This is a genomic window from Kocuria subflava, assembly GCF_012163155.1.
GTDB classification, from domain to species: Bacteria; Actinomycetota; Actinomycetes; order Actinomycetales; family Micrococcaceae; genus Kocuria; species Kocuria subflava.
Genome location: NZ_JAAVUN010000005.1, coordinates 74,430 through 90,547, shown reverse-complemented (window position 1 = coordinate 90,547; position 16,118 = coordinate 74,430). Strand labels below are relative to the sequence as shown.

General features: G+C 62.8%; 13 protein-coding genes and 5 tRNA genes. 14 read left to right on the top strand and 4 right to left on the bottom strand.

The window, feature by feature from the left end:
- Positions 1-36: 36 nt before the first annotated feature.
- Both GTW58_RS04295 and bcp read right to left on the bottom strand, forming a co-directional pair.
- A tRNA-Leu gene (locus GTW58_RS04295) sits at positions 37-119 on the bottom strand.
- Positions 120-216: 97 nt separating this feature from the next.
- Positions 217-690 (bottom strand): thioredoxin-dependent thiol peroxidase, encoded by a 474-nt coding sequence (gene bcp / locus GTW58_RS04290; protein ID WP_047690547.1) that lies wholly within the window; start codon positions 688-690, stop codon positions 217-219.
- 182 nt (positions 691-872) lie between these two features.
- Between bcp and GTW58_RS04285 the strand changes: the two genes are divergently transcribed.
- Entirely contained in the window at positions 873-1,388 is a 516-nt protein-coding gene (locus GTW58_RS04285) for a MarR family winged helix-turn-helix transcriptional regulator (protein ID WP_119932568.1), read from the top strand.
- A gap of 218 nt (positions 1,389-1,606) precedes the next feature.
- Here the strand turns inward: GTW58_RS04285 and GTW58_RS04280 are convergent.
- Positions 1,607-1,682: transfer RNA gene (locus GTW58_RS04280), tRNA-Lys, on the bottom strand.
- 556 nt (positions 1,683-2,238) lie between these two features.
- On the opposite strand from GTW58_RS04280, the gene GTW58_RS04275 reads away from it, so the two are divergent.
- From GTW58_RS04275 to GTW58_RS04255, 5 genes are all read left to right on the top strand, one after another.
- Entirely contained in the window at positions 2,239-4,137 is a 1,899-nt protein-coding gene (locus GTW58_RS04275) for an acetolactate synthase large subunit (RefSeq protein ID WP_119932569.1), read from the top strand.
- On the top strand, positions 4,134-4,643 hold the full coding sequence (ilvN, locus tag GTW58_RS04270; protein ID WP_047690556.1) for an acetolactate synthase small subunit: 510 nt from the start codon (positions 4,134-4,136) through the stop codon (positions 4,641-4,643). Before GTW58_RS04275 ends, ilvN begins: the two co-directional genes overlap by 4 nt.
- A gap of 147 nt (positions 4,644-4,790) precedes the next feature.
- Positions 4,791-5,819 carry a ketol-acid reductoisomerase gene (gene ilvC, locus GTW58_RS04265; RefSeq protein ID WP_119932570.1) on the top strand — a complete coding sequence of 343 codons (1,029 nt, stop codon included), beginning with the start codon at positions 4,791-4,793 and terminating at the stop codon, positions 5,817-5,819.
- Between the two features lie 180 nt (positions 5,820-5,999).
- On the top strand, positions 6,000-6,884 hold the full coding sequence (locus GTW58_RS04260; RefSeq protein WP_119932571.1) for a LysR substrate-binding domain-containing protein: 885 nt from the start codon (positions 6,000-6,002) through the stop codon (positions 6,882-6,884).
- A 110-nt stretch (positions 6,885-6,994) separates the two neighbouring features.
- Positions 6,995-8,104: a tartrate dehydrogenase gene (locus tag GTW58_RS04255; RefSeq protein ID WP_047690565.1), complete on the top strand. Its 1,110-nt coding sequence runs from the start codon at positions 6,995-6,997 to the stop codon at positions 8,102-8,104.
- Positions 8,105-8,209: 105 nt separating this feature from the next.
- On the opposite strand, the gene GTW58_RS04250 is transcribed toward GTW58_RS04255, so the two are convergent.
- A complete protein-coding gene (locus GTW58_RS04250) occupies positions 8,210-8,881 on the bottom strand; it encodes an AIM24 family protein (RefSeq protein WP_119932572.1) in 672 nt (223 codons plus the stop codon).
- 167 nt (positions 8,882-9,048) lie between these two features.
- Between GTW58_RS04250 and metG the strand changes: the two genes are divergently transcribed.
- The 8 genes from metG (at position 9,049) to GTW58_RS04210 (ending at position 15,967) form a co-directional block, all read left to right on the top strand.
- Entirely contained in the window at positions 9,049-10,638 is a 1,590-nt protein-coding gene (metG, locus tag GTW58_RS04245) for a methionine--tRNA ligase (protein ID WP_052209597.1), read from the top strand.
- Positions 10,639-10,726: 88 nt separating this feature from the next.
- Positions 10,727-11,818 (top strand): 3-isopropylmalate dehydrogenase, encoded by a 1,092-nt coding sequence (locus GTW58_RS04240; protein WP_119932573.1) that lies wholly within the window; start codon positions 10,727-10,729, stop codon positions 11,816-11,818.
- A 58-nt stretch (positions 11,819-11,876) separates the two neighbouring features.
- Positions 11,877-12,971, top strand: a complete 1,095-nt coding sequence (locus tag GTW58_RS04235; RefSeq protein WP_047690570.1) for a branched-chain amino acid aminotransferase — start codon at positions 11,877-11,879, stop codon at positions 12,969-12,971.
- Positions 12,972-13,063: 92 nt separating this feature from the next.
- On the top strand, positions 13,064-13,840 hold the full coding sequence (locus GTW58_RS04230) for a fumarylacetoacetate hydrolase family protein (protein WP_047690620.1): 777 nt from the start codon (positions 13,064-13,066) through the stop codon (positions 13,838-13,840).
- A 73-nt stretch (positions 13,841-13,913) separates the two neighbouring features.
- Complete coding sequence (gene gltX, locus GTW58_RS04225) at positions 13,914-15,506, top strand: glutamate--tRNA ligase (protein ID WP_052209592.1); 1,593 nt, start codon at positions 13,914-13,916, stop codon at positions 15,504-15,506.
- Between the two features lie 143 nt (positions 15,507-15,649).
- A tRNA-Gln gene (locus GTW58_RS04220) sits at positions 15,650-15,721 on the top strand.
- Position 15,722: 1 nt separating this feature from the next.
- Positions 15,723-15,795 (top strand) — tRNA-Glu (locus GTW58_RS04215).
- Between the two features lie 96 nt (positions 15,796-15,891).
- Positions 15,892-15,967: transfer RNA gene (locus tag GTW58_RS04210), tRNA-Glu, on the top strand.
- Positions 15,968-16,118: the final 151 nt, after the last annotated feature.

The following is a 16,118-nucleotide window of genomic DNA, read 5'->3' as shown; positions in this document are numbered from 1 at the left end:
GGCACGATCTTCGATCGGCAAAGAGCGGAGCCGTCGTGGTGCGCGAGGCGGGACTTGAACCCGCACGCCGGAGCACAGGAACCTAAATCCTGCGTGTCTGCCAATTCCACCACTCGCGCGCTGACCCCGCTTGTTGGCGCAATCGCGCCGACGAGGCCGCAACAGTTTACCGAGAACTTGCTCCCGGAGTGGTTGCCCCACACTGCACGGTCAAGATCAAGCGTCCAGCCCAAGGTCCCGGCGCAGCTTGGCCACGTGCCCCTTGGCCCGGACGTTGTACTGAGCCACCTCGATCCGGCCGTCAGGGTCCACCACAAAACTGGAGCGAATCAGGCCTTGATAGACCTTTCCGTAGTTCTTCTTCTCTCCCCAAGCGCCCCACGCCTCGGCCACGGTGTGATCGGGGTCGGAGAGCAGGGGAAAGCTCAGGTCCTGACGTTCGGTGAACGGGGCCAAAGCTCTGGGGGAGTCCGGAGAGATGCCCAGGACTGCGTAACCTTCAGCCAAGAATCGCGCCATATTGTCCCGGAAGTCGCAGGCCTGAGTGGTGCAGCCGGGGGTGGAAGCCTTGGGGTAGAAGTACACGATCACCCTCTTGCCTGCGTAATCACTCAATGAAACCGGCTCGCCGTCCTGATTGAGCAGGGAAAACGTGGGCGCCGGTGCGCCTGGGGTGAGCTGGTTGGTCATGGGTTCCTTCCGTCCAGGAATGGTCATGTTTCGGCAGGGGTTGGTCGTGATTCGGTCAGGACTGGTCCTACGGGGAGAGGTTGCACCCCTGTGGCAACAGCCGTGGCGGTGTGATCGTCATCTCCGTAAAGTGTAAGCACACTTAGTCAACTGTTTCCCTCGTCATGGGTATAATCGCCGACATGCCAAAGATCTCCAACTGGCCAACCAACCGGCTACTGTCAACGGCTGCCCGTTTGGTGGAACACGCCTGGAACGAACGCCTCGCCTCCCTGGGCGTGACGCGCGCTGGGGTCATGGCGCTCGACGTTTTGGCGGACCAGGGCGGATTGACCCAGGCGCGTCTGGCGCAGGAGGTCCGGGTGCAGGCCCAGACCATGGGCAAGACCCTGCACCGCTTGGAGATTCACGGCCACGTTTCACGCAGCCGCAACGTCCATGATCGCCGCAGTCATCTGGTAGTCATCACGGAGGAGGGCCGTCGAGTTCTCACTGAGGCCACCCGTATGGAGGAGGACCTGATCGGGGACGGCTCCTTGTCGGATGACCAACTGCGACGCTCCCTGGCGCACATTGTGACCACACTCGGCGGCGCCCGTTGGAAGCTCAAGGTGGACCAGGACGGGGAGGTGCACGAACTCACCGCGGATCCCGCGCCGAGTTCGCAGACTCCCGTGGCGCGCGTGGCCACTGACTGATCGTTCGGTTCGTGTGCTCCAGGCACGCCGTTGAACGCCCGTCATCATCGCGATGACGGGTTCTTTCATGACCTGGGTCGGAGGCCGCGCCAATCGTGGGCGTCAACTCCGGCGTCGTGCCGAGTAAGTGGTGCGTTGGGAGGGTGGTGGGGCAGCACGACAGGCAAGGACGAAAAGGTCCCGGTCGGACTCCTGTGAGTCTGACCGGGATCTTGAGGTGGTGCGCCCCCACGGACTCGAACCGTGAACCCGCTGATTAAGAGTCAGCTGCTCTGCCAATTGAGCTAGAGGCGCATGTAGCTGCGAAACGAACCTTGCGGCTGCTCGCTACGGCCGTAGACAGTACCACACTCACGTCGTCGTTTTCTCCTGCAGGGATGCAAGTGGAAACAGTCTGAACGTGGTGCCGCTGCTGCGACGACGCAAGACTTTACGCCCTCCAGTTCGCCGAGTCCATTTCTGGAGCGGAATGTGGGGTGTCTCACGATGTGAAATGGAGAGACCGCTGTTTGACACTGATCTCGCCGCAACGGACCATGGTCACATGCAGTGCACCACAGCCAAGATCGTCGTAACGGACCCGGTCATCCTCATTGGGTGACGGGCCTGCTCGCCGTATCATCGACAACGTGCACCGGGCCCCGTAAGCCGCCCACCAGGCGGCCGGGGCCTTCTTCGTGTCCGGCTCCATCAAGCCGGGGGTGAAGGTCCTCCCTGTCCACGCGGGGTACAACCAGGGCAGTGGTTGTCACATTTCTGATCCGGAAAGTGGCAACCCTGGGGGAGCGGTCAGACGGTGCGCACACAGTGGTGGCCACCTTCATGGACAGAACGAACCGAAGGACGCGAGATGAGTAAGGGACAGTCCATCAGCCCGGCGCTGATGGCCAACAAGCGTGCGGACACTTCCGCCGATCGCCGTGCGAGCCATGAAACCTCTGTGGTGGCTCCGGAGGTCCCGGGATCGCAGCAGGTTGTTGAGCCGATTGCCATGTCCGGTTCACAGGCTGTCATTCGCTCGTTGGAGGAATTGGGTGTCACCGATGTTTTCGGGTTGCCCGGTGGCGCGATTCTGCCCACCTATGACCCTCTGTTGGAGACCACCACCATCAACCACATCCTGGTGCGTCACGAGCAGGGCGCCGGCCACGCCGCTGAGGGCTATGCCATGGCCTCCGGGCGTGTGGGAGTCTGCATTGCCACCTCGGGTCCCGGTGCCACCAACCTGGTGACGGCTCTGGCCGATGCCAACATGGATTCCATCCCCATGGTGGCCATCACTGGCCAGGTGTCTTCCACCCTGATCGGCTCGGACGCATTCCAAGAAGCTGACATCGTGGGCATGACCATGCCCATCACCAAGCATTCCTACCTGGTCACCGATGCTCAGGACATCCCTCGGGTGCTGGCTGAGGCGTTCCACCTGGCCTCCACAGGGCGCCCGGGTCCGGTGCTCGTGGACATCGCCAAGGACGCCCAGGTGGCCCAGATGGAGTTCTCCTGGCCACCCACCCTGGACCTGCCGGGTTACCGGCCGGTGGCACGTGGTCACGCCAAGCAGATCCGTGAGGCGGCCCGCCTGATGGCTCAGGCGCAGCGCCCGGTGCTCTACGTGGGTGGCGGCTCCATCAAGGCCAACGCCTCGGAGGTTTTGGAGGATCTGGTGGAGGCCAGCGGAGCCCCTGTGGTGACCACGCTGACCGCCCGTGGTGTTTTCCCGGACTCGCATGACCAGCACCTGGGCATGCCCGGCATGCACGGTACCGTTCCAGCGGTTTACGCCATGCAGCAGGCAGACCTTTTGATCACCCTGGGTGCGCGTTTTGATGACCGCGTCACCGGTGTGCTGCCCACTTTTGCCCCCGGCGCCAAGGTGATCCACGCGGACATTGATCCCGCTGAAATCTCCAAGAACCGCACCGCAGACGTGCCGATCGTGGGGGATCTGGCCTCGATCATCCCGGAGCTCACGGAGGCTTTCCGCGCCGAGACCGAGCGCACGGACGTCCCGGATCTTTCCGCCTGGTGGCGCACGCTCAACGGCTTGAAGAAGTCCTACCCGCTGGGATGGACTGCCACAGAGGACGGCCTGCTGGCTCCCCAGTACGTGATCCAGAAGCTCTCCGAACTCACCGGCCCCGAGGCCGTGTACGTCTCCGGTGTGGGCCAGCACCAGATGTGGTCCTCCCAGTTCGTCACTTACGAACGTCCGCGGCAGTGGCTGAACTCCGCAGGCCTGGGCACCATGGGCTTTGCGGTGCCGGCGGCCATGGGCGCACAGGTCTCCCAGCCGAACCGCGCGGTCTGGGCGATCGACGGCGACGGTTGTTTCCAGATGACCAACCAGGAGCTGGCCACGTGCGTGCTCAACAACATCCCCATCAAGGTGGCGGTCATCAACAACTCGTCGCTGGGCATGGTGCGCCAATGGCAGACCTTGTTCTACGACGGGCGCTACTCCCACACCCACTTGAACACCGGCCATGAATCCCGCCGTGTCCCGGACTTCGTCAAACTCGGAGATGCCTACGGCTGTGCCACGTTCCGGTGCGAACGTGAGGAGGACGTGGAGGCCACCATCAAGGCCGCCCTTGAGGTCAACGACCGCCCTGTGGTCATCGACTTCGTGGTCTCCGCTGACGCGATGGTGTGGCCCATGGTCCCCTCCGGTGTGTCCAATGACCAGATCCAGGTTGCCCAGAACATGACCCCCGAGTGGGTTGGCGAAGACGAAGGAGCAGGGGCATGAGCCGCCATACGCTGTCAGTGCTGGTTGAGGACAAGCCTGGCGTCTTGACTCGGGTGGCCGCGCTGTTCGCACGTCGTGCCTTCAACATCGACCAGTTGGCCGTGGGCAGCACTGAAGTTCCCGGGCTGTCCCGCATGACCGTGGTGGTCGATGCTGAAGGGGATGCCCTGGAGCAGGTCACCAAACAGCTGAACAAACTGATTCACGTCATCAAGATCGTGGAGCTGCCACCGGAAACCTCGGTGCAGCGTGAACACGTGATGATCAAGGTCCGTGCCGATGCCGCAACCCGGCTGCAGGTCACGCAGGCCGCGGACCTCTTCCGGGCCTCGATCGTGGACGTTTCCACCGATTCCGTTGTGATCGAAGCCACTGGTGCCACCGAGAAGCTCAAGGCCTTACTTGATGTCCTGGAGCCTTTTGGCGTCCGCGAGATCGTCCGGGCCGGTACCCTGGCGCTCGGACGTGGGCCCAAATCGATGTCCGATCGCGCGTTGCGCCACTGACACCGGATGGTGCCGCCACAGTGGCGGCCAGATCCGCAATTCACGGCGCTGAGAGCGAATCGGCGTCTGCACCCTCATACGACAGCCTGCATGCCGCAGGTCCAAGAACTGCAGTAGCTGCAGTAAGCACGAAGGAGACACATCCCCATGGCAGCTGAGATCTTCTACGAAGACGACGCAGACCTTTCGATCATCCAGAGCCGCAAGGTCGCTGTTATCGGCTACGGCTCCCAGGGCCACGCCCACGCGCTGAACCTGCGCGATTCCGGTGTGGACGTTCGCGTCGGTCTGGCTGAAGGCTCTTCTTCGCGTGCCAAGGCCGAGGCTGAGGGCCTGGCCGTCAAGACCGTGGCCGAGGCAGCCACCGAGGCAGACGTCATCATGATCCTGACCCCGGACCAGGTTCAGCGCACCGTGTACGCCGACTCCATCCAGCCGAACCTGAAGGATGGCGACATCCTGCTGTTCGCCCACGGATTCAACATCCGCTTCGATTACATCGAGGCTCCTCAGGGTGTGGACGTGGCCATGGTTGCCCCCAAGGGCCCCGGCCACACCGTGCGCCGCGAGTACGAGTCCGGCCGCGGCGTGCCCTGCCTGGTGGCAGTCGAGGTGGACGCCTCGGGCAAGGCCCAGGAGATTGCGCTGTCCTACGCCAAGGCCATCGGCGGCACCCGCGCAGGCGTCATCAAGACCACCTTCACCGAAGAGACCGAATCCGACCTGTTCGGTGAGCAGGCTGTGCTGTGCGGTGGCGTGTCCCACCTGGTGCAGTACGGCTTCGAGACCTTGACCGAGGCTGGTTACCAGCCGGAGATCGCCTACTTCGAGGTTCTGCACGAGCTCAAGCTGATCGTGGACCTGATGGTGGAAGGTGGAATCTCCAAGCAGCGTTGGTCCATCTCCGACACCGCCGAGTACGGCGACTACATCTCCGGCCCGCGAGTGATCGACCCCTCCGTCAAGGAGAACATGAAGGCTGTTCTCTCCGACATCCAGGACGGCAAATTTGCCCGCCGGTTCATCGAGGACCAGGACGGTGGCGCCAAGGAATTCAAGGAGCTGCGGGAGAAGGAAGAAGGCCACTCGATCGAGACCACCGGTCGTGAGCTGCGCAAGCTCTTTGTTTGGACTGACACCGATTCCGACTACACTGAGGGTACCGCTGCTCGCTGACCCCCCGCGTGACTGTGAGTCAGCCGGAAAAGTTTGCGTGATCACCGCCAGGTCTGGATCTTCCCACCTTCCCTAGGCCTTGGTTTTCACGACGACGCCGCCCCCGCACACTGTGATGGTGTGCGGGGGCGGCGTCGTTGAGCCCTGTTTCCCAAGATCGCGCTGAGCCCGGGAGGATCCATGGAGAATCGCCATCTGCGGCATTTTTTGGCCGTGGTGGATCAGGGCGGGGTGACCCGGGCGGCTGAGCACCTGCGGATCGCCCAGCCTTCCCTGTCCCAGTCCATCAAGGGTCTGGAGAAAGAGCTGGGAGTGCCACTGTTCCACCGTGTGGGACGCACCATGGTGCTGAGCTCAGCAGGTCAGGCACTCCTGGGGCCTGCTCGTGCGGCGGTGCGGCACATGGATTCCGTCCATGACGCGGCTGCCACCGTGGCTGAGGTCAGGGGTGGTCACGTGGATCTGGTGTCCATGCCCACTCCCGCGCTGGAACCGCTGAGCTCCATCACGGCCCGACTGGCTGCCTTGCATCCCCACATTGCGCTGAGGGTGCGCTCAGCCCTGACGGATCGCCAGGTGCTAACCGCTGTTGAATCAGGTGAGGCTGAGGTGGGGTTGCTGGGTGGCAATACCACGCCACTGGCAGCAGACGTTGAGGTGATGCCGTTGGGGAGTCAGTCCCTGATTCTGGTGACTCATCCTGAGGCACCGATGCTGAGATCTGGTCAACCGCTGCGGGGCAGTGACCTGGAGGGCAGCATCTTTGTGGCCTCGGCTCCTGGAACATTGACGCGCAGGGTCCTGGATGACTGGCTGGCCGCAGGCATTGCGGTACAGGTGGCGGTGGAGACGGACCACCGGTCCTCGGTGCTTCCCCTGGTGACGGCCGGTGTGGGTCACACCATCCTCCCCAGTGCATGGCGCTGCACAGCCGAGCAGTTGGGCCTGGGGGTGCATGCCTTGGCCGATGCCCCTGAGTTGTCAGTCTCGCTGATCAGCCGACGTCAGGACCTCACACCAGCAGCACGCGCTCTGGTGGACGTGGCGCGCGCCGAGGCCTTGTGAGGGTGAATACATAGGTCCAACCTATGTGGATCAGAGAAAACAGGTCTTAGACGGCATGCAGGTGACTGCGCTCTACTGGTTTGTGAGAGATCAGAGACCAGGAGGACACCATGACCCACACGTACCGCATCGCAGCCATTCCCGCCGACGGAGTGGGAGCAGAGGTGGTTTCCGCAGGGCGCCAGGTTTTGGATGCCGTGGCTGCTGCCTCCGCAGGCCGCTTCAGCTTTGACTGGACCGAGTTCCCCTGGGGCAGTGAGTACTACGCCCAACACGGGCAGCTCATGCCGTCGGACGGATTGGAAGCCCTGACCGACTTCGATGCCATCTACTTTGGTGCCGTGGGGTGGGAAAACGTCCCCGACCACGTGAGCCTGTGGGGGTTGCGGCTGAACATCACCCAGAACTTTGATCAGTGGGCCAACATCCGTCCGGTGAAGTTCCTGCCCGGTGTCAACTCCCCGCTGAGAGCAGCCGATGACCGTGAGTTGGACTGGATCGTGGTGCGGGAGAACAGCGAGGGCGAGTACGCCGGTCTGGGTGGGCGCAACCTCTCCGGGCGCGGGCCGGGCAACGAGGTCGCCGTGCAGTCCTCCCTGTTCACGGACAAGGGGTGTGAGCGCATCATCCGCTTCGCCTTCGAGCTGGCCCGCACTCGGAGCGTGAAGAAGGTCTCCAGCGTGACCAAGTCCAATGCCCAGCAGTACGGCATGGTGCTCTGGGACGAGGTATTCGCCCGTGTCGCCCAGGAGTATCCGGATGTGGCCACGGAGAGTGTGCTGGTGGATGCCATGAGCGCCAAGTTCGTGCTGCACCCGGAGGAGCTCTCCGTGGTGGTGGCCTCCAACCTCAACGCGGACATCCTCTCCGACCTCGGCTCCGCGCTGGCGGGCAGCCTGGGTCTTGCCGCCAGCGCCAATCTCAACCCGGAAGGGCGATTCCCGTCCATGTTCGAGCCCGTGCACGGTTCCGCACCGGACATTGCCGGCCAAGGCATCTGCAATCCCATCGGGGCCATTGCCAGTGGGGCCTTGATGCTGCGCCACTTCGGTCTGGAAGCAGAAGCACACGCCGTTGAACGCGCCATTGAATCGGCCACGGGTGCAGGTCACCTCACGCGTGATCTCGGTGGGACGGCATCCACGGAAGACGTCACTCACGCGATCGTGGAAGCCCTCGAGCAGGAGTTGGCCACCCAGCTCGCCGTCGTGAGTGCCTGACCCACCACACGGTGCGGCCCACGAATCCCAGTGGTTCGCGGGCCGCACCGTGCATCAGTTCAGGAGATCGTCCAGGAAATTTCCCCCGGAGTTGCCTCCGTCTCTCTAACCACCGGCGCGCACCACGGGCGTGCCTTCGGAGGGCTGCACCACCACAAAACCGGGGCCATGGAAAGCCAACTGGAAGGCTTCACCGGATCCTCCGCGCAGCATTCCCGAGAAGTTGAAGTCATTCTTGATGCTGGGTGCCAGGTTGGCCGACCAGCACACAGCGGCCTGCGGATCCACAAAGGTGGGCTGTCCGGAGGCGTCCAACACCATGGGATCACCATCAGAGCAGATAGCCACGTATCCCTGACCGGACAGTTCCAGGTTGAACAGCCCGCCGGCCAGCATGCCGGCACCTTGCACGCGGCGGATGTCCCAGCTCAGGGAGGAGTCAAAGGCCAACAAGGACGACGAGTTGACCGTGATCGCCTCACCTTCCAACAACAGCAGGAAGATGAAACGGTTCTGCCGGGCAAAGAACACCTCACCCTGACCGGAGACCCGCATCATGGGGGCGTCCTCGTTGGTCAGGGCCTTTTTGAGGAACTTGCCCACTGTGCCAGAGCCCTCATGCCGGAATGACATCTGGCCCTGGTAGGCCACCATGGCACCTTTGGTGGCAATGATGTCCTGCGTCATGTTGACCCTCAGCATCTTCTTGGACTGCAGAGCCCACTGATCTTGGGTTTGCCGCTCCATGTGTTCGGGGGCAAAGAGTTCACTGCGCATGACGTCCCTTTCACGAGGTGTTGACGTAGGCCACCTCCGGATGGAGGCGGGTACAGCCCTAGCTTGGCACCGGCGGTTGCACATGTGAATCCGTGACACGGACACGTCTGTCTGTGACGCCCGTGCCGGATCCGGATGGCGAATCCCAGTTCTGGATGGCCGTTACCATGGAGCCCGTGACTTCCGAGGTAACTCCCGCTGCAGCCGATGCCCGCCCCGCGTTCTACCTGACGACTGCGATCTCGTACCCGAACGGTTCGCCGCACATCGGGCATGCCTACGAGGCCATTGCGGCTGACACCCTGGCTCGCTTCAAGCGCCTGGACGGCTATGACGTCCGCTTCCTGACCGGCACGGACGAGCACGGTCAGAAGATGCAGCAGACGGCGCAGAAGGAAGGCATCACCGCCAAGGAGCTGGCTGACCGCAATGCCGCTGCTTTCAAGGCCATGGACGATGCCCTGGGGATCTCCTACGACCGTTTCATCCGGACCACGGACGCCGATCACTACACGGCCTCCCAGGAGATCTGGCAGCGCATGCAGGAAGCCGGTGACATCTACCTGGATTCCTACTCGGGTTGGTACTCGGTGCGCGACGAGGCCTATTACGGCGAGGACGAGACGGAAGTACGTGAAGACGGTCAGCGCTACTCCAAGGAGACCGGCACGGAGCTGACCTGGACAGAGGAATCCTCGTACTTCTTCCGGTTGTCCGCTTACCAGGACCGCCTGCTGGAGCTCTACGACCGTGAAGGCTTCTTACACCCCACCACACGCCGTAACGAGATCGCGGAGTTCGTGCGCAGCGGACTGCGGGACCTCTCCATTTCACGCACCACCTTCGATTGGGGTGTACCCGTTCCGGGGGATCCCGAGCACGTCATGTACGTCTGGGTGGACGCCCTGACCAACTACCTAACCGGACTGGGCTACCCGGACACCGAGTCCCAGATGTTCCAGAAATTCTGGCCGGCTGATGTCCACGTGATCGGCAAGGACATCGCCAGGTTCCACTCGGTCTACTGGCCGGCTTTCTTGATCTCTGCAGGGCTGCCGGTCCCCAAGAAAGTCTTTGCGCACGGGTTCCTCTACAACCAGGGCGAAAAGATGTCCAAGTCCGTTGGCAACGTTATTGACCCTCATGCCCTGATCGGTGAATACGGGTTGGATCCGGTGCGCTTCTTCCTCCTCAGGGAAGTCTCCTTCGGTCAGGACGGCTCCTATTCCCACGACGGCATCGTGGCCCGGATCAATGCCGACCTGGCCAATGATCTGGGCAACCTGGCTCAGCGCTCGCTGTCCATGGTGGCCAAGAACTGCCATGGCCAGGTTCCGGTCATGGGGGAGTTGATGCCCGCGGACAGGGAGATTCTGGACGCCGCCCACGAATTGTTGGGGCCGGTACGGGAGGCCTTCGACGACCTCCAGTTCCACCGTGCGTTGGAGGCCATCTGGCGTGTGGTGGCTGACTGCAACCGGTACTTCACGGCTCAGGAGCCGTGGGTGCTGCGCAAGACTGACCCGGAGCGCATGCAGACCGTGTTGTGGACCACCCTGGAAGTGGTGCGGGTGGTGGCCTTGCTGACCCAGCCGTTCATGCCGGCTTCTGCGGCAAAACTTCTGGATGTCCTGGGGCAGCCGGAGAAGGACCGTGAGTTCAGCGCCATCACGGAGAAAATCAAGCCCGGAACGCAGCTTCCCAAACCAACGCCGGTGTTCCCGCGGTACGAGGAACCCGAGGCGCTCAAGTGGTGAGTCACACGCCGAGGTCCCATGTGTCCGAATATTGAGATCTGCATTCGCCATGTGGGACGGGGTCACCACCGCACCCTAGGATCGGGGCATGAGCGAGCAGACCTCCACCACGCACCAGTCACCGTCTTCCACATCCCACCGCATTGCGGTGATCGCGGGAGACGGTATTGGCCCGGAGGTCGTGGCAGAAGCGGAAAAGGTGCTGGACGCTGTCTGTGGGCCCGCCAACATCGCCCTGGAAAAAACTCCCTTCCCGCTGGGTGCCGAGCATTGGCTGGCCACGGGGGAGACCTTGCCTCAAGTGACGCTTGAGAAGATCCGTGAGCATGATGCGATCTTGTTCGGAGCCGTTGGCGCAGCCCCTGGTGACACCCGGATCCCGTCAGGACTGATTGAACGTGAGATCCTGCTGAAACTGCGTTTCAGCCTGGACCACTACATCAATCTGCGTCCCTCCGAGCTGTTCCCGGGCACGGTGTCCCCGCTGCGGGATCCAGGTGAGGTGGACTTCGTCGTCGTCCGCGAGGGCACAGAGGGTCCGTACGCAGGCAACGGTGGTGTGTTGCGGCAGGGGACCGATCAGGAAATCGCCACCGAGGTCTCCTTGAACACCGCCCACGGGGTGCAGCGCCTGGTGCGTTTTGCCTTTGAGCTCGCCAGCCGACGTGAGCGCAAGAAGCTGACCCTGGTGCACAAACACAACGTGCTGGTCAACGCGGGCCATCTCTATCAGCGCACCGTCAACGCCATGGCGCCGCAGTACCCGGACGTCACGGTCGATTACCTCCATGTGGATGCCGTCACCATCTTCATGACCACGGATCCCTCGCGATTTGACGTGCTGGTCACGGACAACTTGTTCGGTGACATCATCACGGACCTGGCAGGCGCCATCACCGGCGGCATCGGGCTGGCTCCGTGCGGCAACATCAATGCAGAGCGCACTGCGCCGTCCATGTTTGAACCCGTCCATGGTTCTGCCCCGGACATTGCGGGTCAGCAGAAGGCCAACCCTGTGGCCACCATCCTGGCTGCGGCCATGATGCTGGAACACCTGGGCCACGGTGAGCAGGCGGAGCAGATCCGTTCAGCGGTCCGTTCGGACCTGGAGGACCACGGCGCCACACAGCGCAGCACCGCGCAGATAGGCGACGCCATCGTGGCCGCATTGCCCGCCTGATCACACCTGTTCCGTAGGCTGGTGGGCAACAGACGCCAGCATGAGTGGAGAGAATCCCATGACCACCTTCAGCACCACACCCAACCCCAACCCGGCCAGCCCGCAACGGCGCCAGGAGATTCTTGACGCACCCGGTTTTGGCCAGTACTTCACGGATCACATGGTCCAGATCCAGTGGCGGGGCAATGTGGAGGCTGGCACGGGTGAGTGGGAGCAACCGCAGGTGCTCCCGTACGGCCCTCTGTCCATGGATCCTGCCTCAGCCGTGCTGCACTACGGCCAGGAGATTTTTGAAGGATTGAAGGCCTACAAGCACGGCGACGGCAGCGTGTGGACCTTCCGGCCGGAGAAGAACGCTGCGCGCATCAACCGCTCGGCCCGGCGCATGGCCATGCCGGCTCTGCCGGAGGAGCTGTTCCTGGACTCGCTCAAGGAACTGGTGTCCCGAGACAAGGACTGGGTGCCCACCGGTGACGGTCAGTCGTTGTACCTGCGCCCGTTCATGATTGCCAATGAGGTGTTCCTGGGCGTCCGTGCAGCCCGCGAGGTGCTGTTCTCCGTGATCGCCTCACCTGCCGGGAACTACTTCGGAGAAGGCACCGCCGTTGACATCTGGCTGTCCAAGAACTGGGCTCGGGCAGGTCACGGCGGAACGGGCAACGCCAAGTGCGGCGGAAACTACGCAGCGTCCTTGATCGCCCAGATGGAAGGCGATGCCCACGGTTGCCAGCAGGTGATCTTCACGGACCCGCAGCGCGGAAACGCCATCGAGGAACTGGGGGGCATGAACGTGTTCTTCGTGTTTGACGACAACACCCTGGTGACCCCGGAACTGACCGGAACCATCCTGGAAGGCGTGACCCGCGATTCCATCATCCAGCTGGCCAAGGATCGTGGGATGACGGTTCAGGAACGTGCGTTCACGTTGGATGAGTGGCGTGACGGCGTGAACTCCGGGCGATTGACGGAGGTTTTTGCGTGCGGCACGGCCGCGGCGATTTCCCCGGTGGGTCGTTTGATCAGTGACACGGAAGTCATCGGCCCGGATGACGCCCGGCCCGGGGAGATCACCATGTCCCTGCGCAAGGAACTGTTGGACATCCAGACCGGCCGTGGGGAAGACCGACACGGTTGGTTGACCCGATTGGCCTGAGCCACCCGAATCCTTCCTGTGACGCCGCCCGGTCCACCCGACCGGGCGGCGTTGTTTCTGGGCACCACGCAATGACCACTAACCTGGTGTCCATGCGTATTGCCCGATTCACTGCAGAGGATGAGATCTACTACGGCGTGGTGCACGGTGAAGGGGAGGACCTGACCGTGACTGCCCTGGCCGGGGACCCCTTCTTCAACGGCATTCAACCCGTGGAGGGCAAGTCCTGGCCGGTGGAGGACGTGCGGTTGTTGGCTCCGGTGATTCCACGCTCCAAGGTGGTCTGCGTTGGCCGCAACTATGCCGATCACGCCAAGGAGATGGGTAACGAGCTGCCTGTCAGCCCGCTGCTGTTCTTCAAGCCCAACACGTCCGTGGCAGGCCCAGGTGACCCTGTCACATTGCCGACCTGGACCGAGGAGGTCTCTTACGAGGCCGAGTTGGCCGTGGTCATTGGTCGAATCTGCAAGGACGTGCCGGTGGATCAGGTCAACGACGTCATTTTCGGCTACACCTGTGCCAACGATCTGACGGCCCGTGACGCCCAGCGCACGGACGGCCAGTGGGCCCGGGCCAAGGGCTTTGACGGTGCCTGCCCCCTGGGGCCGTGGATCGAAACGGAGTTGGACACCTCAGATCTGGCCGTGCGCTCCTACGTCAATGACCAACCCAAACAGGATGGCACCACCGCAGACATGGTCTTTGGTGTGGCCGACCTGATCGCCTACGTCTCCCAGGCGTTCACGTTGCTTCCCGGGGACGTGATCCTCACCGGTACTCCTGCCGGGGTCGGAAAGGTCGACGACGGCGACCGGCTCGAGGTGGAGATCGAAGGCATCGGTACCCTGGCCACCATCCTGCGCCGCTGACAGAACACTTCTCCCAGCCCAGCCCAGCCCGGGCCCACCAATGTTTTCTCCACACAAGGATTTGTGAACACCCATGACCGAATCTCCCGTATCAGCCCACACGACTGGAACCACCGTTCTGACCTCAGCGGATGCTGCCGCCTCCGGCGCGCCTGAGGCCACCGGCACCGATGTCCGTGTTCGTTTCTGCCCGTCACCCACCGGAACACCACACGTGGGTCTCATTCGCACAGCCTTGTTCAACTGGGCCTACGCGCGTCACACCGGCGGCAAGATGATCTTCCGGATCGAGGACACGGATGCTGCCCGGGACTCGGAAGAATCCTTCAACCAGCTGTTGGAAGCACTGGATTGGTTGGGCATCACCTGGGATGAAGGCGTGACCGTCGGCGGCCCGCACGAGCCCTACCGCCAGTCCCAGCGCGGGGAGATCTACCAGGAGGTGATCGCCAAGCTCGAGGATGCCGGAGTCATCTACGAGTCCTATTCCACCCCTGAGGAGGTGGAGGCCCGCCACAAGGCGGCCGGGCGTGATCCCAAGCTCGGTTACGACAACTTTGACCGTGACCTGACCCAGGAGCAGATCCAGGCCTTCCGTGCTGAGGGCCGGGAGCCGGTGCTGCGCCTGCGCATGCCCGATGAGGCCATCACCTTCACGGATCTGGTCCGCGGTGAGATCACGTTTGCAGCGGGAACGGTTCCGGACTTCGTCGTCGTGCGAGCCAATGGCAAGCCGCTCTACACCCTGGTCAACCCGGTGGACGATGCCCTGATGCGCATCACTCACGTGCTGCGCGGTGAGGACCTGCTCTCCTCGACTCCGCGCCAGATTGCGCTGTACCGCGCGCTGGTGGCAGTGGGGGTTGCCGAGCGGGTTCCGCAGTTCGGCCACCTGCCCTACGTCATGGGTGAGGGAAACAAGAAGCTGTCCAAGCGCGACCCTGAATCCAGCTTGTTCAATCTGCGCGATGCCGGGTTCATCCCCGAAGGCCTGTTGAACTACCTGGCGCTTCTGGGGTGGTCGCTGTCTGCCGATCAGGACATCTTCACCCAGCAGCAGTTGGTGGAGGCCTTTGACATCCACGACGTCCTGGCCAACCCCGCTCGATTCGACCTGAAGAAGGCCACGGCCATCAACGGTGACCACATCCGTGCGCTGGATCCGGAGGAGTTCCGCAACCGGCTGGTGCCTTACTTGCAGTCCGGGGGAGTGCTGGACCGGGAGCTGACGGAGCGGCAGAACCGAATCCTGGACGCGGCAGCACCCCTGGTGCAGACCCGTATGGATCTGCTGGCCGATGCCGTGCCCATGCTGGGTTTCCTGTTCTTGCGCGACTCCGTGTTGACCCACGACGAGCAAGCAGTGGCCAAGCTCAAGGAGAACGCGCCGGAGGTCCTGGCGGCTGCCCGCGCTGCACTGGAATCCGTGGACGATTTCACTGCGGAGAACATTCAGGCCGCTCTGCGGCAGGCACTGGTGGAGGAGATGGGCATCAAGCCCCGCTTGGCTTTCGGTCCCGCCCGTGTGGCCGTTTCCGGCCGTCAGGTCTCGCCGCCCTTGTTCGAATCCCTGGAGATCCTGGGCAAGGAATCCGCGCTGGCTCGATTCGACCTGCTCAGTGAGCTGTTGCGGCGTCGTTCAGAAGGTGTAGACGCTGCCCGGTGACGCCGCAGCAGCCGTTGTAACGCTGCTCACAGCGCGGGAACAGGGGCCCGGCATGATTTGCCGGGTCCCTGCAGTGTGGGTATAGTTTCTGCTCGTTGCGCGCAGCCGACGGACTTCTTGAAGCCCGAAAGCCGCGTGTGCAGTGGGGTATGGTGTAATTGGCAACACAACGGTTTCTGGTACCGTCATTCTAGGTTCGAGTCCTGGTACCCCAGCGGCCCCATCGTATAGCGGCCTAGTACTCCGCCCTCTCACGGCGGCAACACCGGTTCGAATCCGGTTGGGGTCACTCCGCTACAGCTTCCACACATCAGCTTGTCAGTTGATGTGTGGGTCTCCCGGTGGCACCGGGAACGTCAGACTCTGCGTTCATCTGAGTCACCTCGGCCCCATCGTATAGCGGCCTAGTACTCCGCCCTCTCACGGCGGCAACACCGGTTCGAATCCGGTTGGGGTCACCACCGAGCAAAAGCCCCGGACATCATCTGATGTCCGGGGCTTTTGCTGTGTCCACGCGGGTCAACGCGTGAGATCACCGGCTGTTGATGAGATGACACCCCGTTGCCGGTGATTTCACCGTTTAGTGGTGATCTCGCTGGGATCAGTGAGTTC

Excerpts from the sequence above, each read along its gene's own strand:
- GTW58_RS04240 (WP_119932573.1), top strand. The coding sequence starts at position 10,727 with ATGAGCGAGCAGACCTCCACCACGCACCAGTCACCGTCTTCCACATCC.
- GTW58_RS04260 (WP_119932571.1), top strand. The coding sequence starts at position 6,000 with ATGGAGAATCGCCATCTGCGGCATTTTTTGGCCGTGGTGGATCAGGGC.
- GTW58_RS04285 (WP_119932568.1), top strand. The coding sequence starts at position 873 with ATGCCAAAGATCTCCAACTGGCCAACCAACCGGCTACTGTCAACGGCT.
- GTW58_RS04235 (WP_047690570.1), top strand. The coding sequence starts at position 11,877 with ATGACCACCTTCAGCACCACACCCAACCCCAACCCGGCCAGCCCGCAA.
- ilvC (WP_119932570.1), top strand. The coding sequence starts at position 4,791 with ATGGCAGCTGAGATCTTCTACGAAGACGACGCAGACCTTTCGATCATC.
- ilvN (WP_047690556.1), top strand. The coding sequence starts at position 4,134 with ATGAGCCGCCATACGCTGTCAGTGCTGGTTGAGGACAAGCCTGGCGTC.
- gltX (WP_052209592.1), top strand. The coding sequence starts at position 13,914 with ATGACCGAATCTCCCGTATCAGCCCACACGACTGGAACCACCGTTCTG.
- GTW58_RS04250 (WP_119932572.1), bottom strand. The coding sequence starts at position 8,881 with ATGCGCAGTGAACTCTTTGCCCCCGAACACATGGAGCGGCAAACCCAA.
- GTW58_RS04255 (WP_047690565.1), top strand. The coding sequence starts at position 6,995 with ATGACCCACACGTACCGCATCGCAGCCATTCCCGCCGACGGAGTGGGA.
- bcp (WP_047690547.1), bottom strand. The coding sequence starts at position 690 with ATGACCAACCAGCTCACCCCAGGCGCACCGGCGCCCACGTTTTCCCTG.
- GTW58_RS04230 (WP_047690620.1), top strand. The coding sequence starts at position 13,064 with ATGCGTATTGCCCGATTCACTGCAGAGGATGAGATCTACTACGGCGTG.
- metG (WP_052209597.1), top strand. The coding sequence starts at position 9,049 with ATGGAGCCCGTGACTTCCGAGGTAACTCCCGCTGCAGCCGATGCCCGC.
- GTW58_RS04275 (WP_119932569.1), top strand. The coding sequence starts at position 2,239 with ATGAGTAAGGGACAGTCCATCAGCCCGGCGCTGATGGCCAACAAGCGT.